26 protein-coding genes are annotated in these 26,023 nt (G+C 59.2%); 23 read left to right on the top strand and 3 right to left on the bottom strand.

Annotation, left to right across the window (positions count from 1 at the left end; translation table 11 throughout):
• The first annotated feature begins 645 nt into the window (after positions 1-645).
• The 16 genes from cysT to ACWJJK_RS17810 all read left to right on the top strand — a co-directional run bounded on the left by cysT (position 646) and on the right by ACWJJK_RS17810 (position 14,931).
• Positions 646-1,464, top strand: coding sequence for a sulfate ABC transporter permease subunit CysT (cysT, locus tag ACWJJK_RS17735; protein WP_434152143.1), 819 nt, complete (start codon positions 646-648; stop codon positions 1,462-1,464).
• 19 nt (positions 1,465-1,483) lie between these two features.
• Positions 1,484-2,362, top strand: coding sequence for a sulfate ABC transporter permease subunit CysW (gene cysW, locus ACWJJK_RS17740; RefSeq protein ID WP_454128329.1), 879 nt, complete (start codon positions 1,484-1,486; stop codon positions 2,360-2,362).
• Positions 2,363-2,468: 106 nt separating this feature from the next.
• Positions 2,469-3,563 (top strand): TOBE-like domain-containing protein, encoded by a 1,095-nt coding sequence (locus tag ACWJJK_RS17745; RefSeq protein WP_434148218.1) that lies wholly within the window; start codon positions 2,469-2,471, stop codon positions 3,561-3,563.
• 15 nt (positions 3,564-3,578) lie between these two features.
• Positions 3,579-4,169, top strand: a complete 591-nt coding sequence (locus tag ACWJJK_RS17750) for an alpha/beta hydrolase (RefSeq protein WP_133716748.1) — start codon at positions 3,579-3,581, stop codon at positions 4,167-4,169.
• Positions 4,170-4,459: 290 nt separating this feature from the next.
• The gene (chrA, locus tag ACWJJK_RS17755) at positions 4,460-5,821 is read left to right on the top strand and encodes a chromate efflux transporter (RefSeq protein ID WP_077727857.1); all 1,362 of its coding nucleotides are present in this window, start codon (positions 4,460-4,462) and stop codon (positions 5,819-5,821) included.
• Between the two features lie 405 nt (positions 5,822-6,226).
• On the top strand, positions 6,227-7,012 hold the full coding sequence (locus ACWJJK_RS17760; RefSeq protein WP_077727856.1) for a ParA family protein: 786 nt from the start codon (positions 6,227-6,229) through the stop codon (positions 7,010-7,012).
• Positions 7,013-7,029: 17 nt separating this feature from the next.
• Complete coding sequence (locus tag ACWJJK_RS17765; RefSeq protein ID WP_077727855.1) at positions 7,030-7,434, top strand: DnaJ family domain-containing protein; 405 nt, start codon at positions 7,030-7,032, stop codon at positions 7,432-7,434.
• 19 nt (positions 7,435-7,453) lie between these two features.
• Positions 7,454-8,263, top strand: coding sequence for an RMD1 family protein (locus ACWJJK_RS17770; RefSeq protein ID WP_240502348.1), 810 nt, complete (start codon positions 7,454-7,456; stop codon positions 8,261-8,263).
• Positions 8,264-8,430: 167 nt separating this feature from the next.
• Entirely contained in the window at positions 8,431-9,123 is a 693-nt protein-coding gene (locus ACWJJK_RS17775) for a sigma-70 family RNA polymerase sigma factor (RefSeq protein WP_434111673.1), read from the top strand.
• Positions 9,124-9,133: 10 nt separating this feature from the next.
• Positions 9,134-9,565, top strand: a complete 432-nt coding sequence (locus ACWJJK_RS17780) for a hypothetical protein (protein WP_077727854.1) — start codon at positions 9,134-9,136, stop codon at positions 9,563-9,565.
• Positions 9,562-10,002, top strand: a complete 441-nt coding sequence (locus tag ACWJJK_RS17785; RefSeq protein WP_077727853.1) for a periplasmic heavy metal sensor — start codon at positions 9,562-9,564, stop codon at positions 10,000-10,002. Before ACWJJK_RS17780 ends, ACWJJK_RS17785 begins: the two co-directional genes overlap by 4 nt.
• A gap of 6 nt (positions 10,003-10,008) precedes the next feature.
• Positions 10,009-11,529 carry a TolC family protein gene (locus tag ACWJJK_RS17790; RefSeq protein ID WP_156879625.1) on the top strand — a complete coding sequence of 507 codons (1,521 nt, stop codon included), beginning with the start codon at positions 10,009-10,011 and terminating at the stop codon, positions 11,527-11,529.
• A gap of 36 nt (positions 11,530-11,565) precedes the next feature.
• A complete protein-coding gene (locus tag ACWJJK_RS17795; RefSeq protein ID WP_240507085.1) occupies positions 11,566-12,699 on the top strand; it encodes an efflux RND transporter periplasmic adaptor subunit in 1,134 nt (377 codons plus the stop codon).
• A 4-nt stretch (positions 12,700-12,703) separates the two neighbouring features.
• Positions 12,704-13,423 carry an ABC transporter ATP-binding protein gene (locus ACWJJK_RS17800; protein WP_156879626.1) on the top strand — a complete coding sequence of 240 codons (720 nt, stop codon included), beginning with the start codon at positions 12,704-12,706 and terminating at the stop codon, positions 13,421-13,423.
• On the top strand, positions 13,420-14,643 hold the full coding sequence (locus ACWJJK_RS17805; RefSeq protein ID WP_205781123.1) for an ABC transporter permease: 1,224 nt from the start codon (positions 13,420-13,422) through the stop codon (positions 14,641-14,643). The genes ACWJJK_RS17800 and ACWJJK_RS17805 overlap by 4 nt, the downstream gene beginning before the upstream one ends.
• Positions 14,644-14,721: 78 nt before the next feature.
• Positions 14,722-14,931 (top strand): type II toxin-antitoxin system HicB family antitoxin, encoded by a 210-nt coding sequence (locus tag ACWJJK_RS17810; protein ID WP_133716742.1) that lies wholly within the window; start codon positions 14,722-14,724, stop codon positions 14,929-14,931.
• Positions 14,932-15,023: 92 nt separating this feature from the next.
• Here the strand turns inward: ACWJJK_RS17810 and ACWJJK_RS17815 are convergent, their stop codons facing one another.
• Together ACWJJK_RS17815 and ACWJJK_RS17820 are read right to left on the bottom strand one after the other, a co-directional pair.
• Positions 15,024-15,413 (bottom strand): type II toxin-antitoxin system VapC family toxin, encoded by a 390-nt coding sequence (locus ACWJJK_RS17815; RefSeq protein WP_086134956.1) that lies wholly within the window; start codon positions 15,411-15,413, stop codon positions 15,024-15,026.
• Positions 15,400-15,663 carry an AbrB/MazE/SpoVT family DNA-binding domain-containing protein gene (locus ACWJJK_RS17820; RefSeq protein ID WP_086134957.1) on the bottom strand — a complete coding sequence of 88 codons (264 nt, stop codon included), beginning with the start codon at positions 15,661-15,663 and terminating at the stop codon, positions 15,400-15,402. Before ACWJJK_RS17820 ends, ACWJJK_RS17815 begins: the two co-directional genes overlap by 14 nt.
• 430 nt (positions 15,664-16,093) lie before the next feature.
• Here ACWJJK_RS17820 and ACWJJK_RS17825 point away from each other — a divergent pair, with 430 nt between their 5' ends.
• The 4 genes from ACWJJK_RS17825 (at position 16,094) to ACWJJK_RS17840 (ending at position 20,566) form a co-directional block, all read left to right on the top strand.
• The gene (locus ACWJJK_RS17825; RefSeq protein WP_156879627.1) at positions 16,094-17,713 is read left to right on the top strand and encodes a B12-binding domain-containing radical SAM protein; all 1,620 of its coding nucleotides are present in this window, start codon (positions 16,094-16,096) and stop codon (positions 17,711-17,713) included.
• Positions 17,714-17,847: 134 nt separating this feature from the next.
• Positions 17,848-18,207, top strand: coding sequence for an exosortase system-associated protein, TIGR04073 family (locus ACWJJK_RS17830; RefSeq protein WP_077732753.1), 360 nt, complete (start codon positions 17,848-17,850; stop codon positions 18,205-18,207).
• A gap of 243 nt (positions 18,208-18,450) precedes the next feature.
• Positions 18,451-19,620, top strand: a complete 1,170-nt coding sequence (locus tag ACWJJK_RS17835) for an acyl-CoA dehydrogenase family protein (RefSeq protein WP_156879628.1) — start codon at positions 18,451-18,453, stop codon at positions 19,618-19,620.
• Positions 19,621-19,717: 97 nt separating this feature from the next.
• Positions 19,718-20,566: a class I SAM-dependent methyltransferase gene (locus ACWJJK_RS17840; protein WP_454128330.1), complete on the top strand. Its 849-nt coding sequence runs from the start codon at positions 19,718-19,720 to the stop codon at positions 20,564-20,566.
• 244 nt (positions 20,567-20,810) lie between these two features.
• Here ACWJJK_RS17840 and ACWJJK_RS17845 read toward each other — a convergent pair whose 3' ends face one another.
• Complete coding sequence (locus ACWJJK_RS17845; protein WP_454128331.1) at positions 20,811-21,029, bottom strand: hypothetical protein; 219 nt, start codon at positions 21,027-21,029, stop codon at positions 20,811-20,813.
• Positions 21,030-21,835: 806 nt separating this feature from the next.
• On the opposite strand from ACWJJK_RS17845, the gene ACWJJK_RS17850 reads away from it, so the two are divergent.
• From ACWJJK_RS17850 to ACWJJK_RS17860, 3 genes are read left to right on the top strand one after another with little or no spacing between them, the layout of a single operon-like run.
• Positions 21,836-24,049, top strand: coding sequence for a GMC family oxidoreductase (locus tag ACWJJK_RS17850; protein WP_347258553.1), 2,214 nt, complete (start codon positions 21,836-21,838; stop codon positions 24,047-24,049).
• Between the two features lie 27 nt (positions 24,050-24,076).
• Positions 24,077-25,105 (top strand): esterase/lipase family protein, encoded by a 1,029-nt coding sequence (locus ACWJJK_RS17855; RefSeq protein WP_156879629.1) that lies wholly within the window; start codon positions 24,077-24,079, stop codon positions 25,103-25,105.
• Positions 25,106-25,128: 23 nt separating this feature from the next.
• Positions 25,129-26,022 carry an acetoacetate decarboxylase family protein gene (locus ACWJJK_RS17860; protein ID WP_156879630.1) on the top strand — a complete coding sequence of 298 codons (894 nt, stop codon included), beginning with the start codon at positions 25,129-25,131 and terminating at the stop codon, positions 26,020-26,022.
• Position 26,023: the final 1 nt, after the last annotated feature.

The raw sequence follows: 26,023 nt of genomic DNA on the forward strand, positions 1-26,023 counted from the left end.
AGTTAGCTTTGAAAGCTCAGCCTTGCCAAAAACCTGACCTGATCTTTCGTAAAAGTTTGATTTTTCTTAATTTCGTGATAGCAAATGTGCTACCGGCGACCGGCCCATGACTTGTAAAATTTTCTGACACCGGGGCGGCGGAACCCTTGGTTTTTTTATGATGCTTTGGAGACTCAGATCACTGCGCAAGCGGTGGCTCTTCCACCGCCGGTTCGCCTGTCACGAGAACATGCCCATAGGATCGTGCCGGTGGTGGAAGCAAACCAAGCCCGGACGGATCTACCGTCGGCACGAGGACCAGGCACCTGTGCCTGCGGTGACGAATCGCTCTCACCCGCTCGGTAGCGTGTCCCACACAACCGGCGGGCGAGATCATCGCGCTGCCAAGGATCTCTCATACGACCCATGCGGCTGCGTTGAGCCAAAACTGCTTCCGAAATTTCTGCGGCAAGGTGACACTCCAATTGCCGTGCGATCAGATAGCCAAGCCAGGTCGATTTCATTGAGTGACCTTGGCCGGTTGTACCTGCCCAATAATGACTTCTGGTTATAAGAACAAGCATTTTTATTATTTTTGAGAATAACCGTGCGCTGTTATCGTACAAGCAAACAACCTCACACCTGATGGGAGTTCTCTTGGCGATGCTGAAAAAACATGGAGTATTGCCCGGTTTTTCGATAACCCTGGGATTCACGTTGACATACTTGAGTCTCATCGTGCTGGTGCCCCTCTCGGCAACGGTTCTGAAGAGCGCCACGCTGGGCTGGGACGGATTCTGGACAGTGATTACCGCCCCGCGGGTTTTGGCCTCTTACAAGCTGACTTTCGGGGCCGCGCTGGCCGGTGCCTGCATTAACGCCGTATTCGGGCTGCTGGTGGCCTGGGTTCTGGTCCGCTACGACTTCTTCGGCAAAAAGCTCGTGGACGCCTTCGTCGACTTGCCGTTTGCCTTGCCGACCGCCGTGGCCGGCATCGCGCTGGCGACACTTTATTCGAGCAAGGGCTGGATCGGCCAGATCTTTACTCCCTTGGGGATCAAGATCGCGTACACGCCGCTAGGCGTGATTCTCGCGTTGACCTTCATCGGCCTGCCCTTTGTCGTCCGCACGGTTCAGCCGATCCTGGAGGATTTCGAGACCGAATTGGAGGAAGCCGCGGCCAGCCTCGGCGCCAATCGCTGGCAGACCTTTCAAAAGGTTATCCTGCCGACGCTGCTGCCGGCGCTCCTGACCGGATTTGCCCTGGCCTTCGCGCGCGCCGTCGGCGAATACGGTTCGGTCATTTTCGTCGCCGGCAATATTCCTATGGTTTCGGAAATCACGCCGCTCCTCATCATCACCAAGCTGGAACAGTACGACTACGCCGGCGCCACGGCCTTGGCCGTGTCCATGCTGATCGTATCGTTCGGCCTGCTGCTGGCCATCAACGGGCTCCAGCGCTGGAGCCAACTGCGCCGCGCTTAACATTTGCAAGGAATACCAAATGTCTTCGATTGCCCTCCCTTCATCGATCAGCCGAACCCGCACCGCCAGCCGTACGAATCGCGAGCCGGCGCTCGTCCGCTGGCTGCTGACCGCTTTGGCCCTGGCTTTTCTGTTCGGCTTTCTGTTTTTGCCGCTGACCGTCGTATTCACCCAAGCCCTCGGCAAAGGCTGGGCTGCGTATGGAGCCGCGCTGATCGAGCCCAATGCGCTTTCCGCCATGTGGCTGACGGTCTTGGCGGCGGCCATCGCCGTGCCGCTGAACCTGGTGTTCGGCATCGCTGCCGCCTGGGCTATCGCCAAATTCGAATTTCCGGGAAAAAGCCTGTTGATGACCCTGATCGACCTACCGTTCTCGGTATCGCCGGTGGTCTCGGGACTGATCTACGTGCTGCTGTTCGGACTCCAGGGCTGGCTCGGCCCGTGGCTGCAAGAGCACGACATCAAGCTGATCTTCGCCGTCCCCGGCATCGTCCTGGCCACGATTTTCGTCACCTTTCCGTTCGTAGCCCGCGAACTCGTTCCGCTCATGCAGGCGCAGGGCACCGAGGAAGAGGAAGCCGCGATCGTCTTGGGCGCCTCCGGCTGGCAGGCCTTCTGGCGCGTCACCCTGCCCAACGTCAAATGGGGCCTGCTCTACGGCGTGATCCTCTGCAACGCGCGCGCCATGGGCGAATTCGGCGCGGTATCGGTGGTGTCCGGCCATATCCGGGGAATGACCAACACCGTCCCGCTGCACGTGGAGATTCTGTACAACGAATACAACAGCGCCGCGGCGTTTTCGGTGGCTTCCGTGCTGGCGCTGCTGGCTTTGGTGACGCTGGCGGCCAAGAGCATTCTCGAATGGCGCATCAAACAGCAGACCGTCGATCGATCGTAGGTCGTAGGGCGGGTTAGCGCAGCGTAACCCGCCGAAAGCGTAACCCGCCGAATCAGAAGGTCCATCCCTGCTAAGCCGCTCTACAAAAATCCAGGAGCACTCGGATATGAGCATAGAAATCAACGACGTGGAAAAATCCTTCGGCCGATTCAAGGCTCTTAAGAACATTACCTTGAACATCGGCAGCGGCGAACTGGTGGCGCTCTTGGGGCCTTCCGGCTGCGGCAAGACGACCTTGCTGCGCATCATCGCGGGGCTGGAGGCACCCGATTCGGGCTCTATCCTGTTTTACGGCGAGGATGCGACCAACCGCCACGTACGGGAACGGCAAGTCGGATTCGTGTTTCAGCATTACGCCCTGTTCCGGCACATGACGGTATTCGAGAACATCGCCTTCGGTCTTCGGGTCCGGCCGAGAGGCCAGCGGCCTTCGGAAAGCGAGATCCGGCGCAAGGTGCACGATTTGCTGAACCTGGTGCAGCTGGATTGGCTGGCCGACCGTTATCCCGGCCAGTTGTCGGGCGGCCAGCGCCAGCGCATCGCCTTGGCACGGGCCTTGGCGGTCGAACCCAAGGTGCTGCTCCTCGACGAACCGTTCGGCGCACTCGACGCCAAGGTCCGCAAGGATTTGCGCCGCTGGTTGCGACGTTTGCACGACGAATTGCACGTCACCAGCGTGTTCGTCACCCACGATCAGGAAGAGGCTCTGGAAGTGGCCGACCGCGTGGTGGTGCTGAACGAGGGCCGGGTCGAGCAGATCGGTACGCCCGACGAAGTTTATGACCACCCGGAAACGCCCTTCGTCTACCACTTTCTGGGCGACGTCAACCTGTTCCACGGTCGCGTCCACGACGGCCATGCCCGCATCGGCGAAACGGAGGTGGACCTCACCGGCGGCTCCGATCATCCGGAATCGGCGATCTTCTACGTACGGCCCCATGAAATCGAGATCCTGCGAGACGGCGGCGGCACCGGCACCATCGCCGCCAAGATACGCGATATCCGTCCGCTGGGAGCCACCGTGCGCATCGAACTGGAACGCATCGACGATCGCGGGTCCGTGGAAGTCGAACTGACCCGCGACCAGTTCGGCCGCAAAGGCTTGAGCGAAGGCGATAAAGTTTACTTACAGCCGAAGCGCCTTAGGACATTCGACGGCAACACGAAGCGGGAAACGACGCTGGAAGCCGTCAATCGGTAGCCGGGGATCATCGACATGGCTTATCGACCTGCGCCCGTCCGACGAGACGTTGTACCGATAGTTGAGGTTCGCATTCAAAACCCGGTACTCATAGTTCCCGGTATCGGCAACTCCGGGTCCGAACACTGGCAAACCCGATGGGAAATCAAGCATCCCGAGTTCCGCCGGGTTCAACAAAAAGAATGGAATAATCCGGTTTGCGGCGACTGGATCGAGCAACTCGAAATCGCCGTATCGGAATCCGGACCGCACACCGTACTCGTTGCACACAGCTTGGGGTGTCTCCTCGTTGCCCACTGGGCCCAGCAGATGGGGCGTTCGATTCATGGCGCATTGCTGGTCGCACCTCCCGATCCCTCTTTGGCGACTTTTCCAAGTGGAGCGGTAGGCTTTTCGCCGGTGCCCCGCATGAACCTCCCATTCCCGAGTACGGTCGTCGCCAGTCCCGACGATCCCTACGGCAGCCCGGATTACGCTCGGCGCTGTGCGGCGGCTTGGGGCAGCCAACTTGTCGAGATCGCGCCGTGCGGACATATCAATGCATCGAGCGGCTTGGACAATTGGGAAGAAGGATTCGAACTGCTGCGCCGGTTGATAGACGGTTAAAATATGTCGCGGCCGTTATTGGGTCGCCCAAGGTTTCGGCACCAATAATCCTAGAAACGGCAGTTGACCGCTTCGATGCACCAGAAAAGCCCGATGAATCCTGAACGTCCCGCCCTGCATCAATCTCACCTTTTGGGTGAAGCCGCTACGCACCCGATTGCACGGCGGGCGGGCCACCTGGCGGCGTTGCTCCTTCTTGCGGGAGACTACCCCGCGGCGGCGTCGCGCCTTGCCAGGCGACCCGCCCGCCGCACACTCCGTCACGTCCAACTGCCGTTTCTCGGATAATAATGGATCAGCAAAACGGCCCGATCGAATACCTCGCTACAAACGAAAATCCCACCGTCAACTTCGGCGAAGCCTTGCGGTTCTGGCTGAAACTGGGCTTCATCAGCTTCGGGGGGCCAGCCGGGCAAATCGCCATCATGCACCAGGAACTGGTGGAACGGCGGCGCTGGATTTCGGAGCGGCGCTATCTTCATGCCCTCAACTACTGCATGCTCCTGCCGGGGCCGGAAGCCTTGCAACTGGCCACCTATATCGGCTGGCTGCTCCATGGCCTCAGAGGCGGAATCGCCGCCGGCGTCCTGTTCATCCTGCCCTCTCTGGCCATTCTGATCCTGCTGTCCTGGATTTACATGACTTTCGGCAGTCTGCCGGCGGTTGCCGGCGTGCTCTACGGCATCAAGCCGGCGGTGGTGGCGATCGTGGTTTTCGCCGCCTATCGCATCGGTTCACGGGCACTGAAAAACGGCGTCCTTTGGAGCATCGCCGTGCTGGCCTTTCTTGCCATTTCGGTGCTCTCCGTTCCTTTCCCCGCCATCATTCTGGCTGCGGCCCTGCTGGGTGCCCTGGGCGGACGTCTCGCACCGCGATTTTTCCGGGCCGCGGATGATCACGGCAACCCCGACAAGAACTTCGGTCCATCGATCATAGACGACCGCACGCCGACGCCGGATCACGCCAGGCTGTCCCGGCCGAGGCTGATGGCCCTGGCGATCGTCGGACTGATTTCGTGGGGAGGAATCCTGGCGCTCCTGGATCAGGATCGGGGCTGGCAGGGAGATGCCGTTCAGATGGGCTGGTTCTTCACCAAAACCGCCCTGCTGACTTTCGGCGGCGCCTACTCGGTGCTGCCTTACGTTTATCAAGGGGCGGTCGAGCATTACCACTGGCTGACCGCTCCCCAAATGATGGATGGGCTGGCATTGGGAGAAACCACGCCGGGTCCTTTGATTATGGTGGTTACCTTCGTGGGCTTCCTGGCCGGCTGGAGCAAGGATTTGATCGACGGCGCGCCCTTGCTCGGAGGTGCCGCCGGGGCGGTGATCGCGACCTATTTCACGTTTCTGCCGTCGTTTCTGCTCGTCCTGCTGGGCGGGCCGCTGGCGGAAGCGACCCATGGCAACATCAAGTTCACCGCGCCCCTGACCGGCATAACCGCCGCCATGGTGGGCGTGATATTGAATCTTGCCGTGTTCTTCGCTTATCACCTGTTCTGGCCCAACGGCCTGAACGGCCCTGTCGATTGGCTGTCCGTGGGAATCGCTCTAACCTCGGCGACGGCATTGCTCCGCTTCAAGCTGGGCGTTATTCCTCTGATCGGTATTTGTGCCATGGCGGGGCTCGTTTATCGGCTCGCGGTTCTTTGATCGGGTTTCGGCATTTCCGAGCGACCGTCTGCGATTGAAAAGGTGGCTCCGGCGCTCCTGGAAGGGTCGTTCTAGCGCTCCCAGAGAGCGTTTTCCGAATCGGTGTAAGGGATTCGGATATGTAGGTCGGCAATCCCTTGCCGACGTATCGGCTCGGCGAAGGGCTTTGTCGGAAGGGCAGCTCTGGCGCTCCCAGAGATGCCGTTTGCGATTGGAAGGGACCGACTAAAGGTCCGTTTGCGATTGGAAGGGACCGACTAAAGGTCCGTTTGCGATTGGAAGGGTGCGAGACGCAGGCCGGACACAAACGGCTTCCTCATTTGTTCGGGGTTTCCCTAGCTATCGGATGCTATTGTTCTCTATACTTTTCTGGATATTTTTTACCCATCCATCAAGAGAACTTCTATGCGCCGCGTTATTTTCAATCAAAAGGGGGGCGTCGGTAAGTCCACGATTGCCTGCAATCTCGCCGCCATCAGCGCCGCCGAAGGCAAGAAAACCTTGGTTGTCGATCTCGATATCCAGGGCAACTCCACCCATTATTTGCTGGGCCAGAAGGTGGCCGATCCGGACGCCAGCATCGCCCACTTCTTCAAGGACACCTTAAGCCTGAACCTGTTCGGCAAGAGCCCGAACACCGGGCTGGATAGCGCCATACACGAAACGCCGTTCCCTAACCTCTATGTGGTGCCCTCGCATCCCGAATTGGAACCGCTGCAGAGCCGGCTCGAATCCCGTTATAAGATTTACAAGCTGCGCGAGGCGCTGGATGCTCTCGGCGAATTCGAGCGCATCTATATCGACACGCCGCCGGTACTCAACTTCTACAGCCGATCGGCCTTGATCGCCGCCCGGCGCTGCCTGATTCCCTTCGATTGCGACGCCTTTTCGCGGGAAGCGCTGTACAACCTGCTGGCCGTGATCGGCGAGATCAAGGCGGACCACAACGACGCGCTGGAAATCGAAGGCATCATCGTCAACCAGTTCCAGGGCCGCGCCAATTTGCCTCAGCAACTGGTCAACCAGCTGATCTCGGAAGGCCATCCGGTATTGCAGACCAAGCTTTCGCCCTCGGTGAAGGTGCGCGAATCCCATAGCGAATCCAAGCCGCTGATCCATTACGCGCCGGAGCACAAACTCTCCGAGGAATACAAGGCACTGCACCGGGAAATTCACGAGAGGCATCACTAAGGTTTTTCCATAGCCCCATGAGTACGCTCGCATTTCTCGATCGAATCGCGGAAGAAAAAATCCGGGAGGCCATCGCGCGCGGCGATTTGAACGATTTGCCCGGCGCCGGCAAACCCGTACCCGACGAAGAGGAACTGGCCCTGGTGCCTGCCGATCTGCGCATGGCGTACCGGGTTCTCAAGAACGCCGGCTATGTTCCCGAGGAAGTGCGTTTGCGGCGGGAGATCGAAGACGTCGGCCGACTGATCGAGCTGTGCGACGATTCATCGGCGCAATACCGGGAGGGTTTAAATCGGCTGCATCTGCTCGTGCAGCGGCTGGGAGAAATGCGCGGCGGCAACCTGGCGCTGCACGACCGTTATTACAAGCAGGTCGCCGAAAAATTCGGCGAGCGGCATACCGCTTCGAAACGCGATGAATAGCCTATAAGGACCAGAGCCGGTGCAAACGGAGGACATTCAAAAGGCGACCGAAGCCGCCCAACTTTTACGCGCACGGGCCTGGTTTCTCGGGACCCGCATCGATATTCGGGATCTGGAGCGCGGCAGTCGGCTCGCCGTGGGACCGCTGACCATGCTGGTGGGTCCAAGGGGTTACAGCCTCATTTTTCGCTTCGGCGTCGTCGTGCTCGTCGGTCTCACCCGATCCGAAGAAACGGAAATCCTCGAGCGCCTGGCACCGTCGGTCCAAAATCCGTTTGCGCACCCCGAATCGGACGAGGTAGACATCATCATCGATCCCGACCGGCCCGAGCGCTTCGATACAAATGGGCGATTGAGTCTTACCGAAGCGACTACGGGCCGGCTGCAAGTCGTCGCCCACGTGCTGGCGAAAAGCTGCGTGCTGGGTTATTACGAACGCAGCGTCGGAGAGGTCTTCGACCGCGTCGAGCGGCTGGCGGAACGCCTGAGCCAGGGCCTAGGCCCCGCCCGGGACAAGAAAGAGATACTCAACGAAATCGGCAACGTCTTGTTGATTTTGACCCGGACCGTGGGCCGCGTCGAAGTCACCGAAAAGCCGGAAATCACCTGGGAAGACATCGAACTCGACCGCCTTTATGAGAGGCTGGCCTACGAATACGAACTGCGTGATCGGGATCTGGCGCTATCGCGCAAGCTGGAACTGATCTCCCGCACCGCCGAAACCTATCTGGACCTGGTCAACAGCCGTCAGACGCTCCGCGTGGAGTGGTACATCGTCATTCTCATCGTGATGGAAGTCATCCTGTCTCTGCACGAGAAGTTCTTCTGACCGTCCTGCCCCCGTTTTCCGATATTTCAGCGCGCGCAGGTTTTTTCCCGTACCTGCGTATATAGAGATATGAAAGCGTTTTCGCGAATTTCCCCGGTACCAATCTCTTTTGGTAGGTCGGCAATCCTTTGCCGATACATGCGTCGGCAAAGGATTGCCGACCTACGATGCTCGCCTATCGGGGACGCCGATCCACTCACCGCCGTTCCGATCGAATCGGCGTACCTAAACAGCAACTGGTCGTGAACGATTTGTCCTGCTCGATCATGACATCCGGAACCGGATTTCAGTCCCGCCGACAGGAGCAGAACGGCGATACCGCATCGATCCGCGACGAAATCCTCATGAGTCGGGTCGCTCAAGGCGATCACGACGCCTTTTCCTTACTGGTGCACCGCCACACGCCCCGAATGTATGCGCTGGCGCGGCGGATCAGCGGAGTATCGGCCGAGGCCGAGGAAGTTGTGCAGGAAGCTTTTCTGCGGGTTTGGGTGAACGCCGCGGCGTGGTCCCCGCAAAAGGGCACTTTCGCCGTCTGGTTGGGACGGATTGTCGTCAATCTTTGCATCGATCGCCGCCGCAGGGACCGATACGAGCCCTGGGGCGACGACGAACCGCTTATTCAAGCCGCAGATTTGGAATCCGTGCTGACTCAGCAACAGCAGGCCGAACAGATCGCCTCGGCGGTCGAGGAACTGCCGATGCGCCAGAGGAGCGCCCTGGTTCTGTGTTATTACGAAGGGTTCAGCAATGCCGAAGCCGCCGAAATTCTCGAGATCTCGGTGGGCGCTTTGCAAGCTTTGCTGGTCCGGGCGCGCCGCACACTACGCGAACGTCTGGCCCCATTGATCCGAACTTAGGAGGAGTCCGATGCTATTGACCCGCCTCAAACATCATTTCGCCGCCTTCGGCGCCGATACCCGGCGTTGGCCGACAAAGCCGCATGGGATCTGGCGCCGGCTGGCGGGCTCTTCGCGCTTTCGAGCAGAACGCACCGAGGCCGAGCGCATCGACCGTCTGCTCGATCTCTGGCGCATCGAAACGCCATCCGAGCAGCTTGCGCAACATATCTGCCAACGAGCCCTCGCATTGCCGCAGCAGCCCGTTTCCGCTATCGCGCCGCCGACCGACATCGTCGTTTGGCCGTTTGCGTCGTATTGGCCGGGCGTGGCCACCTTCGGTCTCGCGCTCATCATGGGTTGTCTTTTGGGTTGGTACGGCGGAATCAACGGCACGACCTCCGAGGACTGGCTCAACACGGCTGCCCTTACCCCCATGCAAGAGGATTTCAGCGATCGATGAAGCCTTTCAGCTTGTCGTCCCGAACCACCGCCTGGATTCTTCTGGGCTCGCTCCTACTCAACGTGTTTCTGTCAGCCTGGCTCGGCGTCGGCACCTATAAACACACGCACCGGCGTCCGTGGTTGTCGATCGAATCTTTCGAAGAACGGTTCACGTCACGATTGCCGGAGCACGATGCCTCGACGTTCCGCAGCATCCTGGATGCGCAGCGGCCGGAACTCGTATCTCGCATCGAGGCGGTGCGCGCCTCCCGCGACGAGGTCAGACGGACGCTCCAAGCCGAGCCGTTCGACCGGCACCTTCTCGAAGCGGCATTGGAGCGAAGCGACCATGCTATGACCGCCCTGCAAACCACGCTGCACACGGTGATCTTGACGGCCGCGCCCGAATTATCGGGTGAGGGACGCCGGCGCTTGCTCGAAAAACCCGAACGCTAAGAACGCATGAATGCCAGACCACGCCCCGCGTCCGGGCTGAGATTCTTATTGTTGGCCGGCATGCTCTTGGCCGACGATTTGCCGGCGGCGGAACGTCCGCCGTTTCTCGAAGATCCCCTGGACACTCGCAAAGCCGTGGCGCCGACTCCGGCGCGATCGGTCCGGAAACCCGGACTGGGCGATCCCTGCCCGGCGGATGCACGCGCCGGCCAAGCCTGGTCCTTGCTCGAAATCATCGACCAGGCGCTTTGCCACAATCCGCAAACCCGCCAAGCCTGGGCGAACGCACGGGTTCAGGCGGCCCAGTTCGGCGTGGCGGAAGCCGCCTACCTCCCTACCGTCAACCTGAACACCACGGCCTCATACGGCCAGACCGGCTCCGGAAGCGTATCCCAAAGCCAATTGCAAGGCTTCCCCCTGGGAACGGGGGTTAGTGGCGGAACCTTCGGGGGCAGGGAACAATTCCGGATCACGCCCTCGGTAAGCCTCAACTATCTGCTGTTCGATTTCGGCGGCCGATCCGCGCGACTGGAAAATGCGCGGGCGGCGCTCGATGCCGCCAACTGGAGCCACGTATCGACGCTGCAGAACGTGCTATTCACCGCAGTGCAAGCGTATTACCAGTTGTTCGCGGCCCGCTCGGCGCTCGAAGCCACCGAAGCTTCCGAACGGTCCAGCGAGGAAGCATTCGAGGCGGCGGCATTTCGTTACGAGGTCGGCGCGGCAGCTCTCGCCGACAAGCTGCAAGCTCAAACCGCCTACGCGCAAGCCAAACTCAACCGCCAGAGAGCCACCGGCGACGCGCAGAATGCCTTGGGAGTTCTGGCCAACGCCATGGGCCTCAAGCCCCATGCGTCGTTGGACATCGAGCCGCCCGCCTTCATCGAGCCGGATGCGGAACGGGAACGCGACGTGCAAGCCTTGATCGAAGAAGCGAAAGCGTTGCGTCCGGATTTGGCTGCGGCCGAGGCCCAGGTCCGAGCGGCCGAGGCGAATGTGAGATCGGCGCGCTCGGGCAGCCTGCCGACTGTTTCGCTGGTGAGCAATTACGCCTACAGCGATTCCAGCATCTCGCAAAGCTTCCAAAGCTGGTCGGTCGGTCTGCAACTCAGCGTGCCGCTATTCACCGGATTCGCCAATACCTACCAGATTCGGAGCGCCGAGGAACAGGTATCGGTCCAGGAAGCCACCCGCGATCAATTGGATCAAACGATCGCTCTCGACGTGTGGCGCGCCTATTTCGATTTGAATACCACGCGGGAAACGCTGTCCAGCACGAACGATCTCTTGGCAAGCGCGACCCAGGCGGAAAAGGTAGCCTTGGGCCGTTATAAAGCCGGAGCGGGCAGCATTCTGGAACTTCTGAACGCCGAAGCCGATCTTGCCAATGCCCGCTTGCAGCACGTCCAGGCCCGCTATAACTGGCACATCGGCAAAGCCCGCCTCGCGCAGGCGATAGGCGCTCTGGATCCGACCGAGATCGGCGCCAGTTCGCGGGCGGTGGAAAAAAAGACCAATCTCCCTTAATCAAGGTTCATGATGTCGCGTTCGAAACTCTTAATCTTGTTGCTCATCTTGGCCCTGGTCGCCGGCGGATTCGTACTGTGGAACAAGAACCGGCATGCCGCCGATGCCTCCGCCTACCGCACGGCTCCGGTCGCCCGGGGCGATATCCAGCAAACCGTTTCCGCCAATGGAACCTTGAATCCCGTGGTGCTGGTCAACGTCGGCACCCAGGTGTCCGGTACGGTCCAGACGCTCCACGCCGACTTTAACGATCGAGTCCGCGAAGGCCAGGTGCTTGCCGAATTGGACCCGGCCCTGTTCCGCGCCCAGCTCGATCAGAGCCGCGCCAACGTGGCCAATGCCCGCGCATCTTTGCAGCTGGCGGAGGCCAACGAGCGGCGTGCTCGCGCCCTGTTCGGGCAGGACTATATCTCCCGCGCCGAATTGGATGCGGCGATACAGGCGTTGGGTGCGGCCAGGGCGCAAGTGGCCGCCGCCACCGCTCAGGTGCATCGCGACGAGACCAATCTGCGCTACAGCGTGATCGTCTCGCCGGTATCGGGCGTTGTGGTGTCGCGGAACGTGGATGTGGGCCAGACCGTAGCCGCGAGCTTCCAGACCCCTACCCTTTTCACCATCGCCCAGGACCTGAAGAAGATGCAGATCGACACCACGGTCGCCGAAGCGGACGTGGGCAAGGTGAGAGTCGGCCAAACCGTACATTTCGCGGTCGACGCGTTTCCGGGACGGGATTTCGTCGGAACCGTGCGCCAGATCCGTCTGAACTCGCAGGTTCTCCAAAACGTCGTGACCTATAACGTCGTAATCGATGTCGACAATCCTGACGAGATCCTGATGCCCGGCATGACGGCTTTCGTCACCATCGTCGTCGACGAGCGCAAGAATGTACTTAGGCTGCCGGTGGCCGCGCTACGCTACGAGCCGACGGAAGGCGCGGAAGACACGAAAACCCCCAAGCCCAAGGGGAAGGCGGTTTATCGCTTGGAAGAAGGAAATCCGGTGGCCGTCCCGGTGCGCACGGGAATCACCGACGGCAAGTTCGTGGAACTGGTCGAAGGCGATCTCAAGGAAGACGATCCGCTGGTCACCGAAGACCAGCGAAAAGACGCTGCCGATTCGGGCCGAGGCAGCGGCGGTACCGGCGGCTCCTTTAGGGTCAGGATGCATTAAGGGTATGCCTCCGTCACTCATCGAAGTCGTCGATCTGGTCAAGACATATCCTGTCGGCGATTCCGGAACCGTACCCGTGCTGCATCGTCTGAACTTCACGATCGATGCCGGCGAGTTCGTCGCCATCATGGGGCCTTCGGGCTCCGGCAAATCGACCTTGATGAACATCCTGGGCTGCCTCGACATTCCGAGCGACGGCCGTTACGTGTTGAACGGCACCGATACCGCCCGACTCGGGCCGGATGAACTGGCCGCATTGCGCAACCGCACCATCGGCTTCGTCTTCCAGGGCTTCAACCTGCTGCCCCGGAAGACGGTCGAGGACAATGTCGCGTTGCCGCTTCTCTATGCCGGCGTGGGACGCGAAGAGCGCGAGGCGCGCGCGCGGAAGCTGCTCGAAGCAGTGGGCCTCGGCCACCGTGTCGGCCATCGGCCGCCGCAACTCTCGGGCGGACAGCAACAGCGGGTAGCCATCGCCCGCGCTTTGGCCAATTCGCCGAAGCTGATTCTGGCGGACGAGCCCACCGGCAATCTGGACACCCATACCAGCGAAGAAATCATGGCTTTATTCGAACGACTCAATCGAAACGAGGGCCTGACCATCGTCCTGGTGACGCACGAGCCCGACGTGGCGCGCCATGCCCAGCGCCTGATTCATGTCGTGGACGGGCATATCGCCGAGGACGGTCCGGTGGAAGAGATTCTGGGAGGAGTACATTCATGATGTTCGGCACCTTACTGGAAGAAGCGCTGCAGGCGATGGGCGCCAACCGGCTGCGGAGCGCGCTCACCATGCTCGGCATGATCATCGGCGTCGGCGCCGTGGTGCTGATGATGGCGATCGGACAGGGCGCCCAGGCCATGGTGAGCGAAGCGATCGCCTCGATGGGCAGCAATCTTTTCATCATATTGACGGGCTCGTCGACCTCGGGCGGCGTGCGCATGGGCGGCGGAACCGTGCCCACCCTCACCGTCACCGATGCCCAGGCCATCGGCGAACTGCCCGAGATCGCCTCGGTCGCACCCGCCTATTCCAACATCGCGCAAGTGATCTACGGCCCCAACAACTGGGCGACTTCCATCATGGGCACCACCCCGGCCTATTTCGAAGTGCGCGACTGGCATCCGGTTTCCGGCACCGTCTTCACCGACAGCGACGTACGCTCGGCGACGCGGGTGATCGTGCTCGGGCAGACCGTCGTTCAAAACCTGTTCGGCAATGAGGACCCGGTCGGCAAGACGGTCCGCGTCAAGAACAGCCCGTTCCTCGTTGTCGGCGTCCTGGAACCCAAAGGGCAGAGTCTCGACGGACGCGATCAGGACGACACTTCGATGGTGCCCTTGACGACAGCGCAGCGCCAATTGTTCGGCAATCCGTTCCCGGGGATGGTCCGGTTCATCATGGCGAAAGCCCGCTCCAGCGAAGCGATGCCGCGCGCGGAGAAAAGCCTGATCGAACTCTTGCGCACCCGGCACCGCATCCGGCCGGGCCAGGAAGACGATTTCACGGTCCGCAACCTGACCGCCCTCGCCCAAACCGCCGCCGGAACCACCCGCACCATGTCGGTCATGCTGGGCGCCATTGCCTCGGTATCGCTTCTGGTGGGCGGCATCGGCATCATGAACATCATGCTGGTCTCGGTGACCGAACGGACCCGCGAAATCGGCATCCGCCTCGCCATCGGCGCGCGGCGGCAGGACATTCTGCTGCAATTCCTCCTGGAAGCCCTGATCATCTCCCTGGCCGGCAGCCTGATCGGCGCCGCCATCGGGTTCGCCGGGGCCTGGCTCGCCGCCAGCCTGGGCGGCATGACCGTGGTCGTCACCCTCTGGTCCATACTGCTCGCCTTCACCGTCGCCGCGGCAGTGGGCATCTTCTTCGGGTTTTATCCCGCCCGCAAGGCGGCCGAACTTCGGCCGATCGAGGCGTTGCGGTATCAGTGATGAACGTGGGTAAACCGCCTTAATTTTCGCGATCTATAGTAGGATTAAGTTCAGTTACGTTTACCAACCGGAAAATCCATGAATTTCAGTATCGAACACGAGCAAGAAGAGGATGGCCGTTGGCTTGCCGAAGTTCCTGAATTGCCGGGCGTGCTCGCCTATGGCGCAAATGCCGAGGAGGCCATGGTCAAGGTTGAAGCTCTTGCCCTGCGCGTCATTGCCGAGCGCCTGGAACAAGGAGAAAGTCGCCCAATTCCGATTCATTTCTCGCTTGCTGCCAACGCATGAGTCAATGGCCGTTTTGCGGAACCCCAGCTTCACTCTGCGTTCGCGGCCTATAAAAACTGGGGCTTGTTTCTCTGACCCAGCCTACAGGCGAATCAGGGCTTTCCCACCAAGCAATCCGACAAGCCGCCAGCCTTCTTGATAAACCGCTCGTCGAATGTTTTCAGGGACGAATACCGCTCGCTATTCGCCAAGTGGAAAGCATCGGCGAAATCCAGACCGGCTTCGTGCCAGTTGATCACCCGCGCGACAAGCTGGGCATTGTTTACATGAACGTTTTTGAGCCCAAATAGCTTTTTGAATGCGGAGCAGATTTCCGCGGGTTTAAAGTCGTACGCATAACGCAGCACCCATTCGGTTTCCAGGATCACCGTATCGGGTATGAAGATCTCGGCCGTCCGGAAGAGCTGGTAGCTGGCCTGGTATTGAGCCTGATCGTCCCGGGTGAGAAGTCGTACGACAATATTGGCATCAATCGCTATCACGCCATTCCTTCCTTACGTGCTGGCGTATCGCTTGATCGATTTCTTCATCGCTCTTGGCTTTCCCTTCGAACCGCAAGCAGCCCGCAACCTCGTCGAGAACGGTTTCCTCGAAAGGCACTTTAGGTTTGAGCAGAATGCCGTCGCCAACCTCGATGGCAACCAGCTCCAGCCCTGCTTCCCAACCGTGGGCCGCTCGAAACCCTTTGGGAATGATCACTTGGCCTTTGCTCGAAAGTTTGGTGGTCTCCATGGCGCATACCCAATGTAAGACAAACGTAAGATTTTGTGCTTAAGAACATCATCCGTCAATAAGCCAACGAAAAGAGATTCTTGCTTTTTGCTCCGATTGGACGAGTCAGTCCGTCATCCAGAATGCAACCGTGCAGAATCCGAGCTCAAACCGGCATCTACAGACCTTGCGAATGTCGGTCTCGTTCGCCGCCCCACTCTACCGAAACGTTTTCCGGAGCTGAATCCTCCCACTCTACCCGGCTTGAACGCTTGTCAAGACAATGACGTGCGGGCGTTCTGTCTTGCTTTCAGCTGTAACACATGCCGGACAGAAAGCCACTTACGTCATGCGAACAGACCGAATCTGGACCTTGACAGGTATCTTTCAGAAGCGCACTGTTGGGTCAAATCCCACGCCCCCTGCTAATTTCCATGGATCGGAGAACATCATGAAGGAAGTGGCCTCCTGCAATGTTTTGATGATCTATCCGCGCTTCAAAGCGGAATCGTTCTGGAATTACCCCGAAGCCTGCGAATTGGTGGGCGCACGTTATCCGGCCGCTCCGCTTGGCTTGGTTACCGTAGCTTCATTGCTGCCTCGAGAATGGAATATCCGTCTCGTCAACCGGAACACCGAGGAGCTTAGCGACGAGGATATCGCCTGGTCCGATATGGTGATGACGGGGGGCATGATTACCCAGCAGCCCGATACGCTCGACTTGATCGAACGAGCCCACATCATGGGCACGCCCGTGGTCGTGGGCGGGCCGGATGCGACCTCGAGTCCGCACGTTTACCGTTCGGCGGACTTCCTGGTTCTCGGAGAAGCCGAGGGCATTATGCAGACGTTCGTGGATGCCTGGGAGAGTGGACAACGATCGGGGATGTTCACCGCCCCCAAGTTCCAGATCGATGTCACGAAGAGCCCGATCCCGCGTTTCGATTTGCTCAAATTCGAGCATTATCTTTACGTTGGTTTGCAGTTCTCACGGGGCTGTCCGTTCACCTGCGAGTTCTGCGACATCATCGAGCTTTACGGACGGGTGCCGCGCACCAAAACCGCGGCGCAGGTGTTCGCCGAACTCGATGCACTCTATTCAATGGGTTACCGGGGGCACGTCGATTTCGTGGACGACAACCTGATCGGCAACAAGAAGGTGGTAAAGGCGTTCCTGGCCGAACTCATAACCTGGCAGGAAGCCCATGACTTTCCTTTCGAATTCTCGACCGAAGCCTCGATCAATCTCGCCGAAGACACCGAGCTTCTCGAACTCATGAAACGGGCGAACTTCTTCCTCGTCTTCATCGGCATCGAGAGTCCGGACCCGGAGACTCTGATCGCGACCAAGAAAAGGCAGAACACCCGCCGCGACTTGGTCGAGAGCATCCACAAGATTTACTCCTACGGCATGATGGTTACTGCCGGGTTCATCGTCGGATTCGACAGCGAAAAGCACTCGATTGCCGATGCCATGGCGGATTTCATCGAGGCGGCGGCGATTCCGGTGTGCATGGTGGGGCTTCTTTATGCATTGCCGAATACACAGCTGACCCGGCGGCTACAGCGGGAGGGTCGCCTCCATCCGGGCCATGACATCATGCCGGACGTGGACGCCGGCGACCAATGCACCAGTGGTTTGAATTTCGACACCTTGCGCCCGCTCCGGGATGTGCTTGACGACTACCGGCGCATTCTCCAGCGCGTGTATGACCCGGTCGCCTACGTCGGACGGATCAATCGGCTGGTCAGCCTGCTGGACCGATCCGATCGTCCTCGCGACTTACCCAAAGGGGACGCCCGGCGAAAAGTCGGCGCCGTCGAAACGGTCAACAAGGTTTTCAACAAATTGCCGGAATTGCGCGACGCATTCTGGCAGACCTTCATGAACTGCGCAAAAACCAACCCGCAGGCCTTGCGTCTCGCTGTCAGTCTCATGGCGATGTACCTGCATCTCGGCCCGTATTCGCGTTACGTCATCGGCGCCATCGATCGTCGGATTGACGAACTCGACCGGGACACGAACCAAAACTGGCTTCGGTATCAATCCAGCATATCGGCCGAAGGCTGAGCCCGGCCTTGCAAGCCTTTCGCACGAGGCGACCAGGCCGGTTGTCATGGCTGTTGACTTAAGCAATTCCGCCCCCCTACACTTTAGTTTCGTCACGAAACTATATAACAACAAGACTTGCTGAGGAAACAACCATGCGCAACGTAAAATCCCTTACCTTGACCGTAGCTCTTGCGATCGCCGCCCATGCACCGGCCGGTCACGCGGACGGCTACTTTTCCGAGGTAGGCGACAAGTTCACGAGGGGATTTGCAAATCTGTTTACCGGGATTGGGGAAGTTCCGAAAAATATCGTAGGCGCAAGCAAGAAGACCAATCCCGTCGTCGGGAGCGCTGGCGGCTTGATCATGGGTACGCTGGACACGCTCGGCAGGACCGCATCCGGCGTTTTCGACGTCATCACCAGTCCGATTCCGACCAAGAGCCTGGTCGAACCGGCCTATGTGTGGGAGAACTTCGAAAAATCCACCTCCTATGGTGACGCTTATTTGTAATTCGTAAGCGTTTCGAACGATCCGTCGTCCGACTTCCAGCCAAGAGTCGCGGGATGTGGGTGAAAAACGAGCCACATCCCGCGAACTTCACCGCCTCGCTGCGTCGCTCCTGATCGGCCACCGTTCCGCTCACCGAGGTACCGCCTTGCCGTCCGCCCTTTTACCCTTTGATATACTCCGGCGGCTCGGAGAAGCGGTCGATCCGCGCCCGCATTCGATAAGACGCAAACAGAGGAGGCGTTCATGCCCACAGTCGATTCCCTGCTGAAAACGGTTCGAGAGATCGAACCGATCATCCGCCAATATGCACCGGCGGCCGAACGCGAGCGCAAACTGGCAATACCGGTGGCGAAGGCGATGCAGGAGGCGGGCCTCTATCGATTGTGGCGGCCGAAGGCATTCGGCGGACTTGAGGTCGAGCCGATCTCTGCTTTTCGCGTAATAGAGGAAGTCTCCCGTATCGACAGTGCGGCGGGTTGGAATCTGCAAATCGCCGTTGCCCACGATATGTTCGCCCCATGGTTCGGCGACCAGGCCGCGCAGGAGATTTTTGGGTTCGAGGCAATTCCGGTCGGCTCCTTCAACCCTGCGCGCAAGGCCGTTCCGGTCGCGGGCGGCTATCGCATCTCGGGACGCACGACCTTCGTGAGCGGCGCGCACCATGCGACGGCCTTTCTCGGCTTTGCGAATATCTACGATGATGGCGAACTGCGCGTGGCCGCCGATGGCAATCCGGAAATGCTGTTGATCGCGGTTCCCGCGCCCGAAGCCGAAATCGTCGACAACTGGAACACGATGGGCATGCGCGGCAGCGGCAGCCATGATGTCGAGATGCGGGACGTATTCATCCCCGAGCATTGGGCCGCGCCATGGCGACCGTTAGAGAAACCGGGCAGCGCCTATCAGGGATCGCTTTACCGGCTGACGGTCTGGCCGGCGATCGCCGCCCTCGTCCCGCCGGCGCTCGGTATCGCACGCGCGGCCATCGATGAAGCGGTCGAGCTCATCACCCGAAAGACGCCCGCGTATGGAACGAAGACGCTCAAGAATCAGGCCGTCGTTCAATCACAGCTCGCACGAGCCGAAGCCAAACTCGGTGCCGGCCGACTCTATTTCTACCAGGCGTTCGAGGAAGCTTGGAAAGAAGCCGTCGCTGCGAGATCCGTCACGATAGAGCTCAAAGCCAAAATGCAACTCGCGATGACCCACGCCGTTCTCGAATCCGCGGCAGCGGTGGACCTCATCCACGAGATCGTGGGAGCCTCGGGAATCCGAGAAGAATATGAGTTCTCGAAGCACTTCCGCGACATCCACGTCATCACCCAGCATGGCTTCATCAACGCGGGCAAGCTGGAGGCAGTCGGACAAATCATGCTCGGACTCGAACCCGAGTGGCCGTTTTTCCAGTTCTAGCGCCATTGCCGACATCAAGAGGCAACGCTCTCGGGACAAATCCCGAGCACGCCTGATATATTAGAATTCACTAATTAAATAACACCGGAGCATACGTATGGATCAGAGCATGGGCGAACTGATGAACCACACGGCTGACATGGGTCAGGCCCAGATGTTTTCGAAAGCCTGGTACAACGAATATTTTCGGCGTGCAGCCGAAAGCCCGACCCATTCGCGCTTCTGCGAGGCGGTTTACGGCCGGGACTTGTGCCAGCACGGCATGATGGACACGGACGAGATGGATTTCCTGGCTTCGCTGCTCAAGCCGGGTGAGAAGGTTCTGGAAGTCGGCTGCTCCAACGGATACATCACGGAGTATCTCCATCAGCGCACCGCCTGCACCATACGTGGAGTCGATTATTCGGATGTCGCCATCGCTCAGGCGCAACGCAGAACGCAGGGAAAAGCGCCCGCGCTGGATTTCCGATGCGTCGACCTGATCCACGACGAGTTCCCCGGCGGGGATTACGACGTCATCCTGGCAATCGATTCCATTTATTTCATGGGCGATTACGGTGCCACGCTGGCGAAGCTCAACGCCAAACTGGCCCCCGGCGGCCGGATGATCGTCGCCGCCTTTCAGGCAAAGGAAGAAAACGATCCCGACACGATCTTGCTCCCCGGTCACACGCGCATGGCCGAAACCTTACAAGGCTTGTCGTTCCGCTATACCCAGCATGACTTCACCGCAAACATCCGAAATCATTGGATAAAGAACTACGAGTTCTCCCGGACACTGCAACCCGAGTTCGCTGCCGAAGGCAACGAATTCCTTTGCGAAGCCCGTATGGCCGAAAACGGTTGGTTCAAGGACCACGCCGAACGGGGAACCTTGGTCCGGTTCCTGTACGTTATCGACCATAACCCGAATCTGGCACCACCCGGACTGCAAGGCGCCCGATAATATGGTGCGGAATCGGTAAAGGGAGAAGCGAAAAAGTATAGTTGATGAAATTCCAATAGTATTTAAATATTCGTTTAAATACTAAATCACTAAGGTAAACACGGGCATAACAAACAGAAACTCGATCGAATTCGACGAGGTTAATTCCGTGCGAGCCATTACGGATTTAGGAGGCAATAGATCCCCTACCATTAGAACGAGACGAGTATTCGCCTCGCTTCCGGGACTTTTAAAGCACGATTGTTCAGGAAACTCGTTTCTTCAAAAAGGTGAACTGAGGATGCAGCGGCAATAAAGCCGCATTCCACGAATCTTGCCCCGCCGCGGGCAGTCCAAAACCGTTCCCGACGGTTTTGTGCTCACCCCGTCCCTGAGGCTCGTTCTTCGGACCGAGCTCCGCACTTCCCAATTGACCAAAGCCGTCCCTGGCTTTGGCCCGCTGGGCAAACTTCGTTTGCCCCATTCGGCTCCCGACCGAATGGTTGCGCCTGGCAAATTTGTGGCGGACCAATCCGCCGGGAACGGATTTGCGCATTTTCCCAATGGGCGTAGGATAGTCCGGCGTGATTCCCTGCCGGCATGATGGCTTAACCTATTAATCAGGCCCGTAAATACCCTCCTGGTATTTCGGGCCGCCGCCCAGGCCGGTACACGCCCGGCCTGGGCTCACGCGGCTTGTCGCCGCGCCGGGGCATCCCTGCCCCGGATTAACCCGGCCTATATTTATAGGCCGGGTTAATAAAGGCATTGCCTCGGATCTAGGGAAGCAAATGCACGCCGGCGACCCCATCCTATCTCGAACAGCGCATCGCTAGCGGTTAGCTCTTGCGGGCTAGCCCGTGATCCGGTGCGCCTGCCAATCGCGGGCTGAAGCCTACTCACAAGCGTATAGCCCATTTAGCATGGAAGCGGCCGCAAGCCGACAGAATTCATGCGGCTCATCGATATGCCGCACTTTTCAGTGTTCCGCTCGCGCCAAACCGCTTCCGGCTGATACTTAATGTCCGGTGGGATAAGGGATAAAAAGCACTGGCACAAACCAAGGGTTCGTTGTTTACAAAGGCCTTTTGCCTTGTCAGGCCAATTATCTTCAATATTTAGATGTCGTTTTTCGTAAGGCGGACTATTATTCATTTTTTTCAGGAGAGTTTTGAATCGTAGATCGTGTGACGGACTCGGGGGTTAAATCGGATTACCCTTAATGCCGAAAAAGCATTTCCGGGCCGACCTATAACAATACATTCATCATCCATAACGAGAAGGAGAATAATGATGACGATCTTATCCTTGACCTTTAAGGAAACCATGTCGGGGTATTTTGCTTTGGGGGCGAGCGATACCGCGGAAGGCGCGCAGCGGGGAAAACAGGACGGGACCACTCTGGCCATGCACGCGGAGGTCGGTATCGACGATTTGGACCGTTTCGTCAGCGATCCCGATCATTTAGGCTCTCTGAAAGGCACCATCGATTTCGCGCCGCTCGGCATGGGCATCGAGGCGCCCACCGGGGTCTTCAACCTGTTCAAGCCCACCGACAACCCCGACATGACCTATATGGTCTACGAACTGGCCTTCCATAATCAGGGCGAAGACTACTACCTCGCCGGCCATAAAGACGTGAGAGACGATTCCGGTTTCGATCTGTGGTCCGACACCACGACCCTCTATACCACGCTGCATCGGGGCAAGGACAAGACCGGCCCGGTCATAGGCGCGGGCATTCTGACCTTGGGCATCAAACAGTTGGCCGACCTGTTGTCGACCATCGAAGTGCCGAACGCCGAAAACCTGGCCGAAAAGGCCGCCGCGGTCGAAAAGTTCGGCCGATTCTTCGCCGGCAAGCTGTGGGATGCCTACGTCATCCCGAAATTCGGTAGGCAGGTCTTCGACAAGAATGTCGACGACACTTTGCATTACGATGTGATCGTGATCGGCAGCGGCTTCGGCGGCGCGGTCACCGCCTGCCGTCTGGCGGAAAAAGGCATGAAAGTCTGCATTCTGGAACGCGGCCGCCGCTGGGATGTGAAGGATTATCCGCGCGGGCCGAAAGACGCTTGGTGGTGGTCCCACGAAGAACCCGAAAAGGACAACGGCTGGATCGACATCCGATTCTACAAGCACATGGCCGTAGCCCAGGGCTGCGGCGTCGGCGGCGGCTCGCTGATTTACGCGAATATCTTCGTCGAGGCCGAACCGTTCGCGTTCGAATCAGGCTGGCCGGCGGAAATCACTTACGACGCACTGAAGCCCTATTACGAAAAAACCGGCAAGATGCTCAACGTCCAGGAAGTGCCGGACAATCAATGGCCGCCGAAAATGAAGCTCATGAAAGAAGCGGCGGAAAATTGCGGCTATAGGGCGCGTTTTCGCAAAATGCCGCTGGCCGTCAATTTCGATCCCGAGTTCAGCTACGACAAGCCCGACGCCTTCGACGACAAGCACTCGAAATCGCACGTCAACGCATTCGGCCTGGAACAGGGGACCTGCGTTCACTGCGGCAATTGCGACATCGGCTGTCAGGTCAAGGCCCGCAACACACTGGACCTGAACTACATCCCTCTCGCCGAAAAGCACGGCGCGGAGGTCAAGCCCCTGCACCTGGTTCAGCGCATCACCCCCCTGCACGGCAACACGGGCTACCGGGTCGACTTCGACGTGATCGACACGAAGAAGAAAAAACTGGTTCCCGGCCATTTGAACGCAAAGAAAGTGATCGTCGCGGCCGGTACCATGGGCAGCAACGAGCTTTTGCTGCGCTGCCGCGATCAGTACGGCACCCTGCCCGAGCTGAGCCCGATGCTCGGCGTCGGCTGGAGTTCCAACGGCGATTTTCTGACTCCGGCAATTTATGAGAACCGCCAAATTTCGCCGACCCGCGGCCCCACCATCACCAGCGCCATCGATTTCCTGGACGGCTTTTTCCGTAAACAACGCTTCTGGGTGCAGGATGGCGGTTTCCCCAACCTGCTCAAGGATTCCCTTCAGGATTTGAGCAAGGATCACCACTTTGGCCATTTCTTCTCGGTTCTGAAATCCCTCAACAAAGGCAGCGATCCGCTGTCTGCGGTCATGCCCTGGTTCGGCCAGGCGGTCGACGCCTCGGACGGTGTGCTGAAACTTTCCCGCAGCTGGATTCCGCCGTTCCGCCACAAGATGGACCTGGAATGGAACATCAAGAAATCGGAGGGCGCGGTTCAGGCGCTGATCGACATGCACAAGACGCTGTCGGAAGCCACCGGGGGCACGGCCATAGTCCCGGCGACCTGGGAAATCCTAAAAGATCTCATTACGCCGCATCCTTTGGGGGGTTGCCGCATGGGCACCAGCATCGCCGACGGCGTGGTCGACCACAAGGGCGAGGTATTCGGCTATCCGGGGCTGTACGTAGCCGACGGCGCCATCATTCCGAGGGCGGTGGGCCTCAACCCGTCCCGCACGATTGCCGCGCTGGCCGAACGCATCGCGGATTTCATCCAACCCTGAACCCCGCCTTCGGGGAAGGAGCGTCCCATGTCTTTGACGGAACGCATCGTACCGTTCACGGCCGGCGACGGGCTGGCCCTCAACCTCATCAACGTCCGCTCGGCGGACCGGGCTCCCACGCGGGAGCCCGTCATCGTGGTGCATGGCGCAGGGGTGCGGGCGAACATTTTCCGCGCGCCCGGCCAGACCACCGTCGTCGATGCGCTGGTGGAAGCCGGATATGACGTCTGGCTGGAAAATTGGCGCGCCAGCATCGACTTCCCTCCCAACGAATGGACTCTGGATCACGCCGCCCTCTACGACCACCCTCACGCGGTGCGCAAGATCCTGGAAGAGACCGGGCAGCGGAAAGTCAAGGCCATCATCCACTGCCAAGGCTCGACCACTTTTACCATGTCCGCTATCGCCGGACTGGTGCCGGAAGTCACCACCATCGTCAGCAACGCCGTGTCGCTGCATCCGGTGGTCCCGGACTGGTCGGAATTCAAGCTGAATTTCGCCGTGCCCGTGGTCAACGCACTAACCCCTTACGTCAATCCGCATTGGGGCGTCGAGGCGCCGACCCTGATCGCCAAAACCATTACCGGCCTGGTGAAGCTGGTCCACCACGAGTGCGACAGCACCGTGTGCAAGATGGTCAGCTTCACCTACGGCAGCGGATTTCCCGCACTGTGGCGGCACGAAAACCTGACCGACCTGGTCCACGAGGATTGGATCAATCAGGAGTTCGGCAACGTGCCGCTACGCTTTTTCAAGCAAATGGCCCGTTGCGTCAAAAAAGGCAACCTGGTCTCGGTCGACGGCCTGCCGGATTTGCCGTCGGATTTCGCCGCTTCACCGCCGAAAACCGACGCGCGCTTCGTATTCTTCGCCGGCGAGAAGAACCGCTGTTTCCTGCCGGAAAGCCAGAGAAAATCCTGGCAATACTTCGACGCGCTGCGGCCGGGTTTTCACGCGCTGCACGTGCTGCCCGAATACAGCCATTTGGATGTTTTCATGGGCAAGAACGCCGCCACCGACGTATTTCCTCTAATGATTCAAGAACTAGCCAAATAACGAACAACAACAAGGTAATCACAATGGGTATTCCAAAACGCATCAAAGCCATCTCGGGGCAACACTCCCTGGTCGACAACATCCCTTTCCAACTGCCCGTTCAATGTGCGCCCTCGCCCGTCCTCATGGCGGTCTTTCCGATCAACCCGGACAAGGCGAAGGCTCTGCTGCCGGCGGAAGTCCATCCGCTGCGGGTGGGCAGCAAGGGCTTTTTGGTCGTCACCGTCATCAATTATCTCGGCACCAATATCGGCACCTACGTCGAATACAGCATAGGCATCGCCTGCACCCATGGCCTGAAACCCGCGCCGTCGCTGTTGCCGCTGCTGTTCATGAACTGGTTCGGCAGCGGGCAGTACGTGGTCGACTTGCCGGTATCCACCAAGATTTCGGTAAAGGGCGGCAAGGGAATCTGGGGCATGCCGAAACATCAGGCCAACCTCGATTTCAAGATCGGCGACGACACCGTCAGCAGCCAGTACGATCTCGACGGCAAACTGGTGACCTATATCGAAATCGGCCGGCCCTCGTCTACGCCCCTCCCGCTGAACATGAACACGGTCAATTACTGCGCGTTCCGCGGCATGCTGATGAAGTCCTACATCTATTTCCAGGGTAAAGCGGGCCTATGCCTGTTCAACTGGGCCAAAGCCCGACTGGTGCTGGGCGACCATCCGCGTGCGGAACCCTTGAAAACCCTGGAAATCGCAGACAAGCCGCTGATGACGGCGTTCATCCCCAATGCCGTTGGCACTCTGGACGATCATATGGATTGCTGGTTCTTGCACCAAGACCAGCCGCCGACGACCGCACCCGAGGGTATGGAAAGCGTCATCAACCTGCCCCTGGACGAAACCTGGCCGCCCGCCCCCACCGCTCCCATCGTCGGACAGACCTTCGGCAACCTGAACTGCTGAG

This window comes from Methylocaldum gracile (assembly GCF_053646815.1).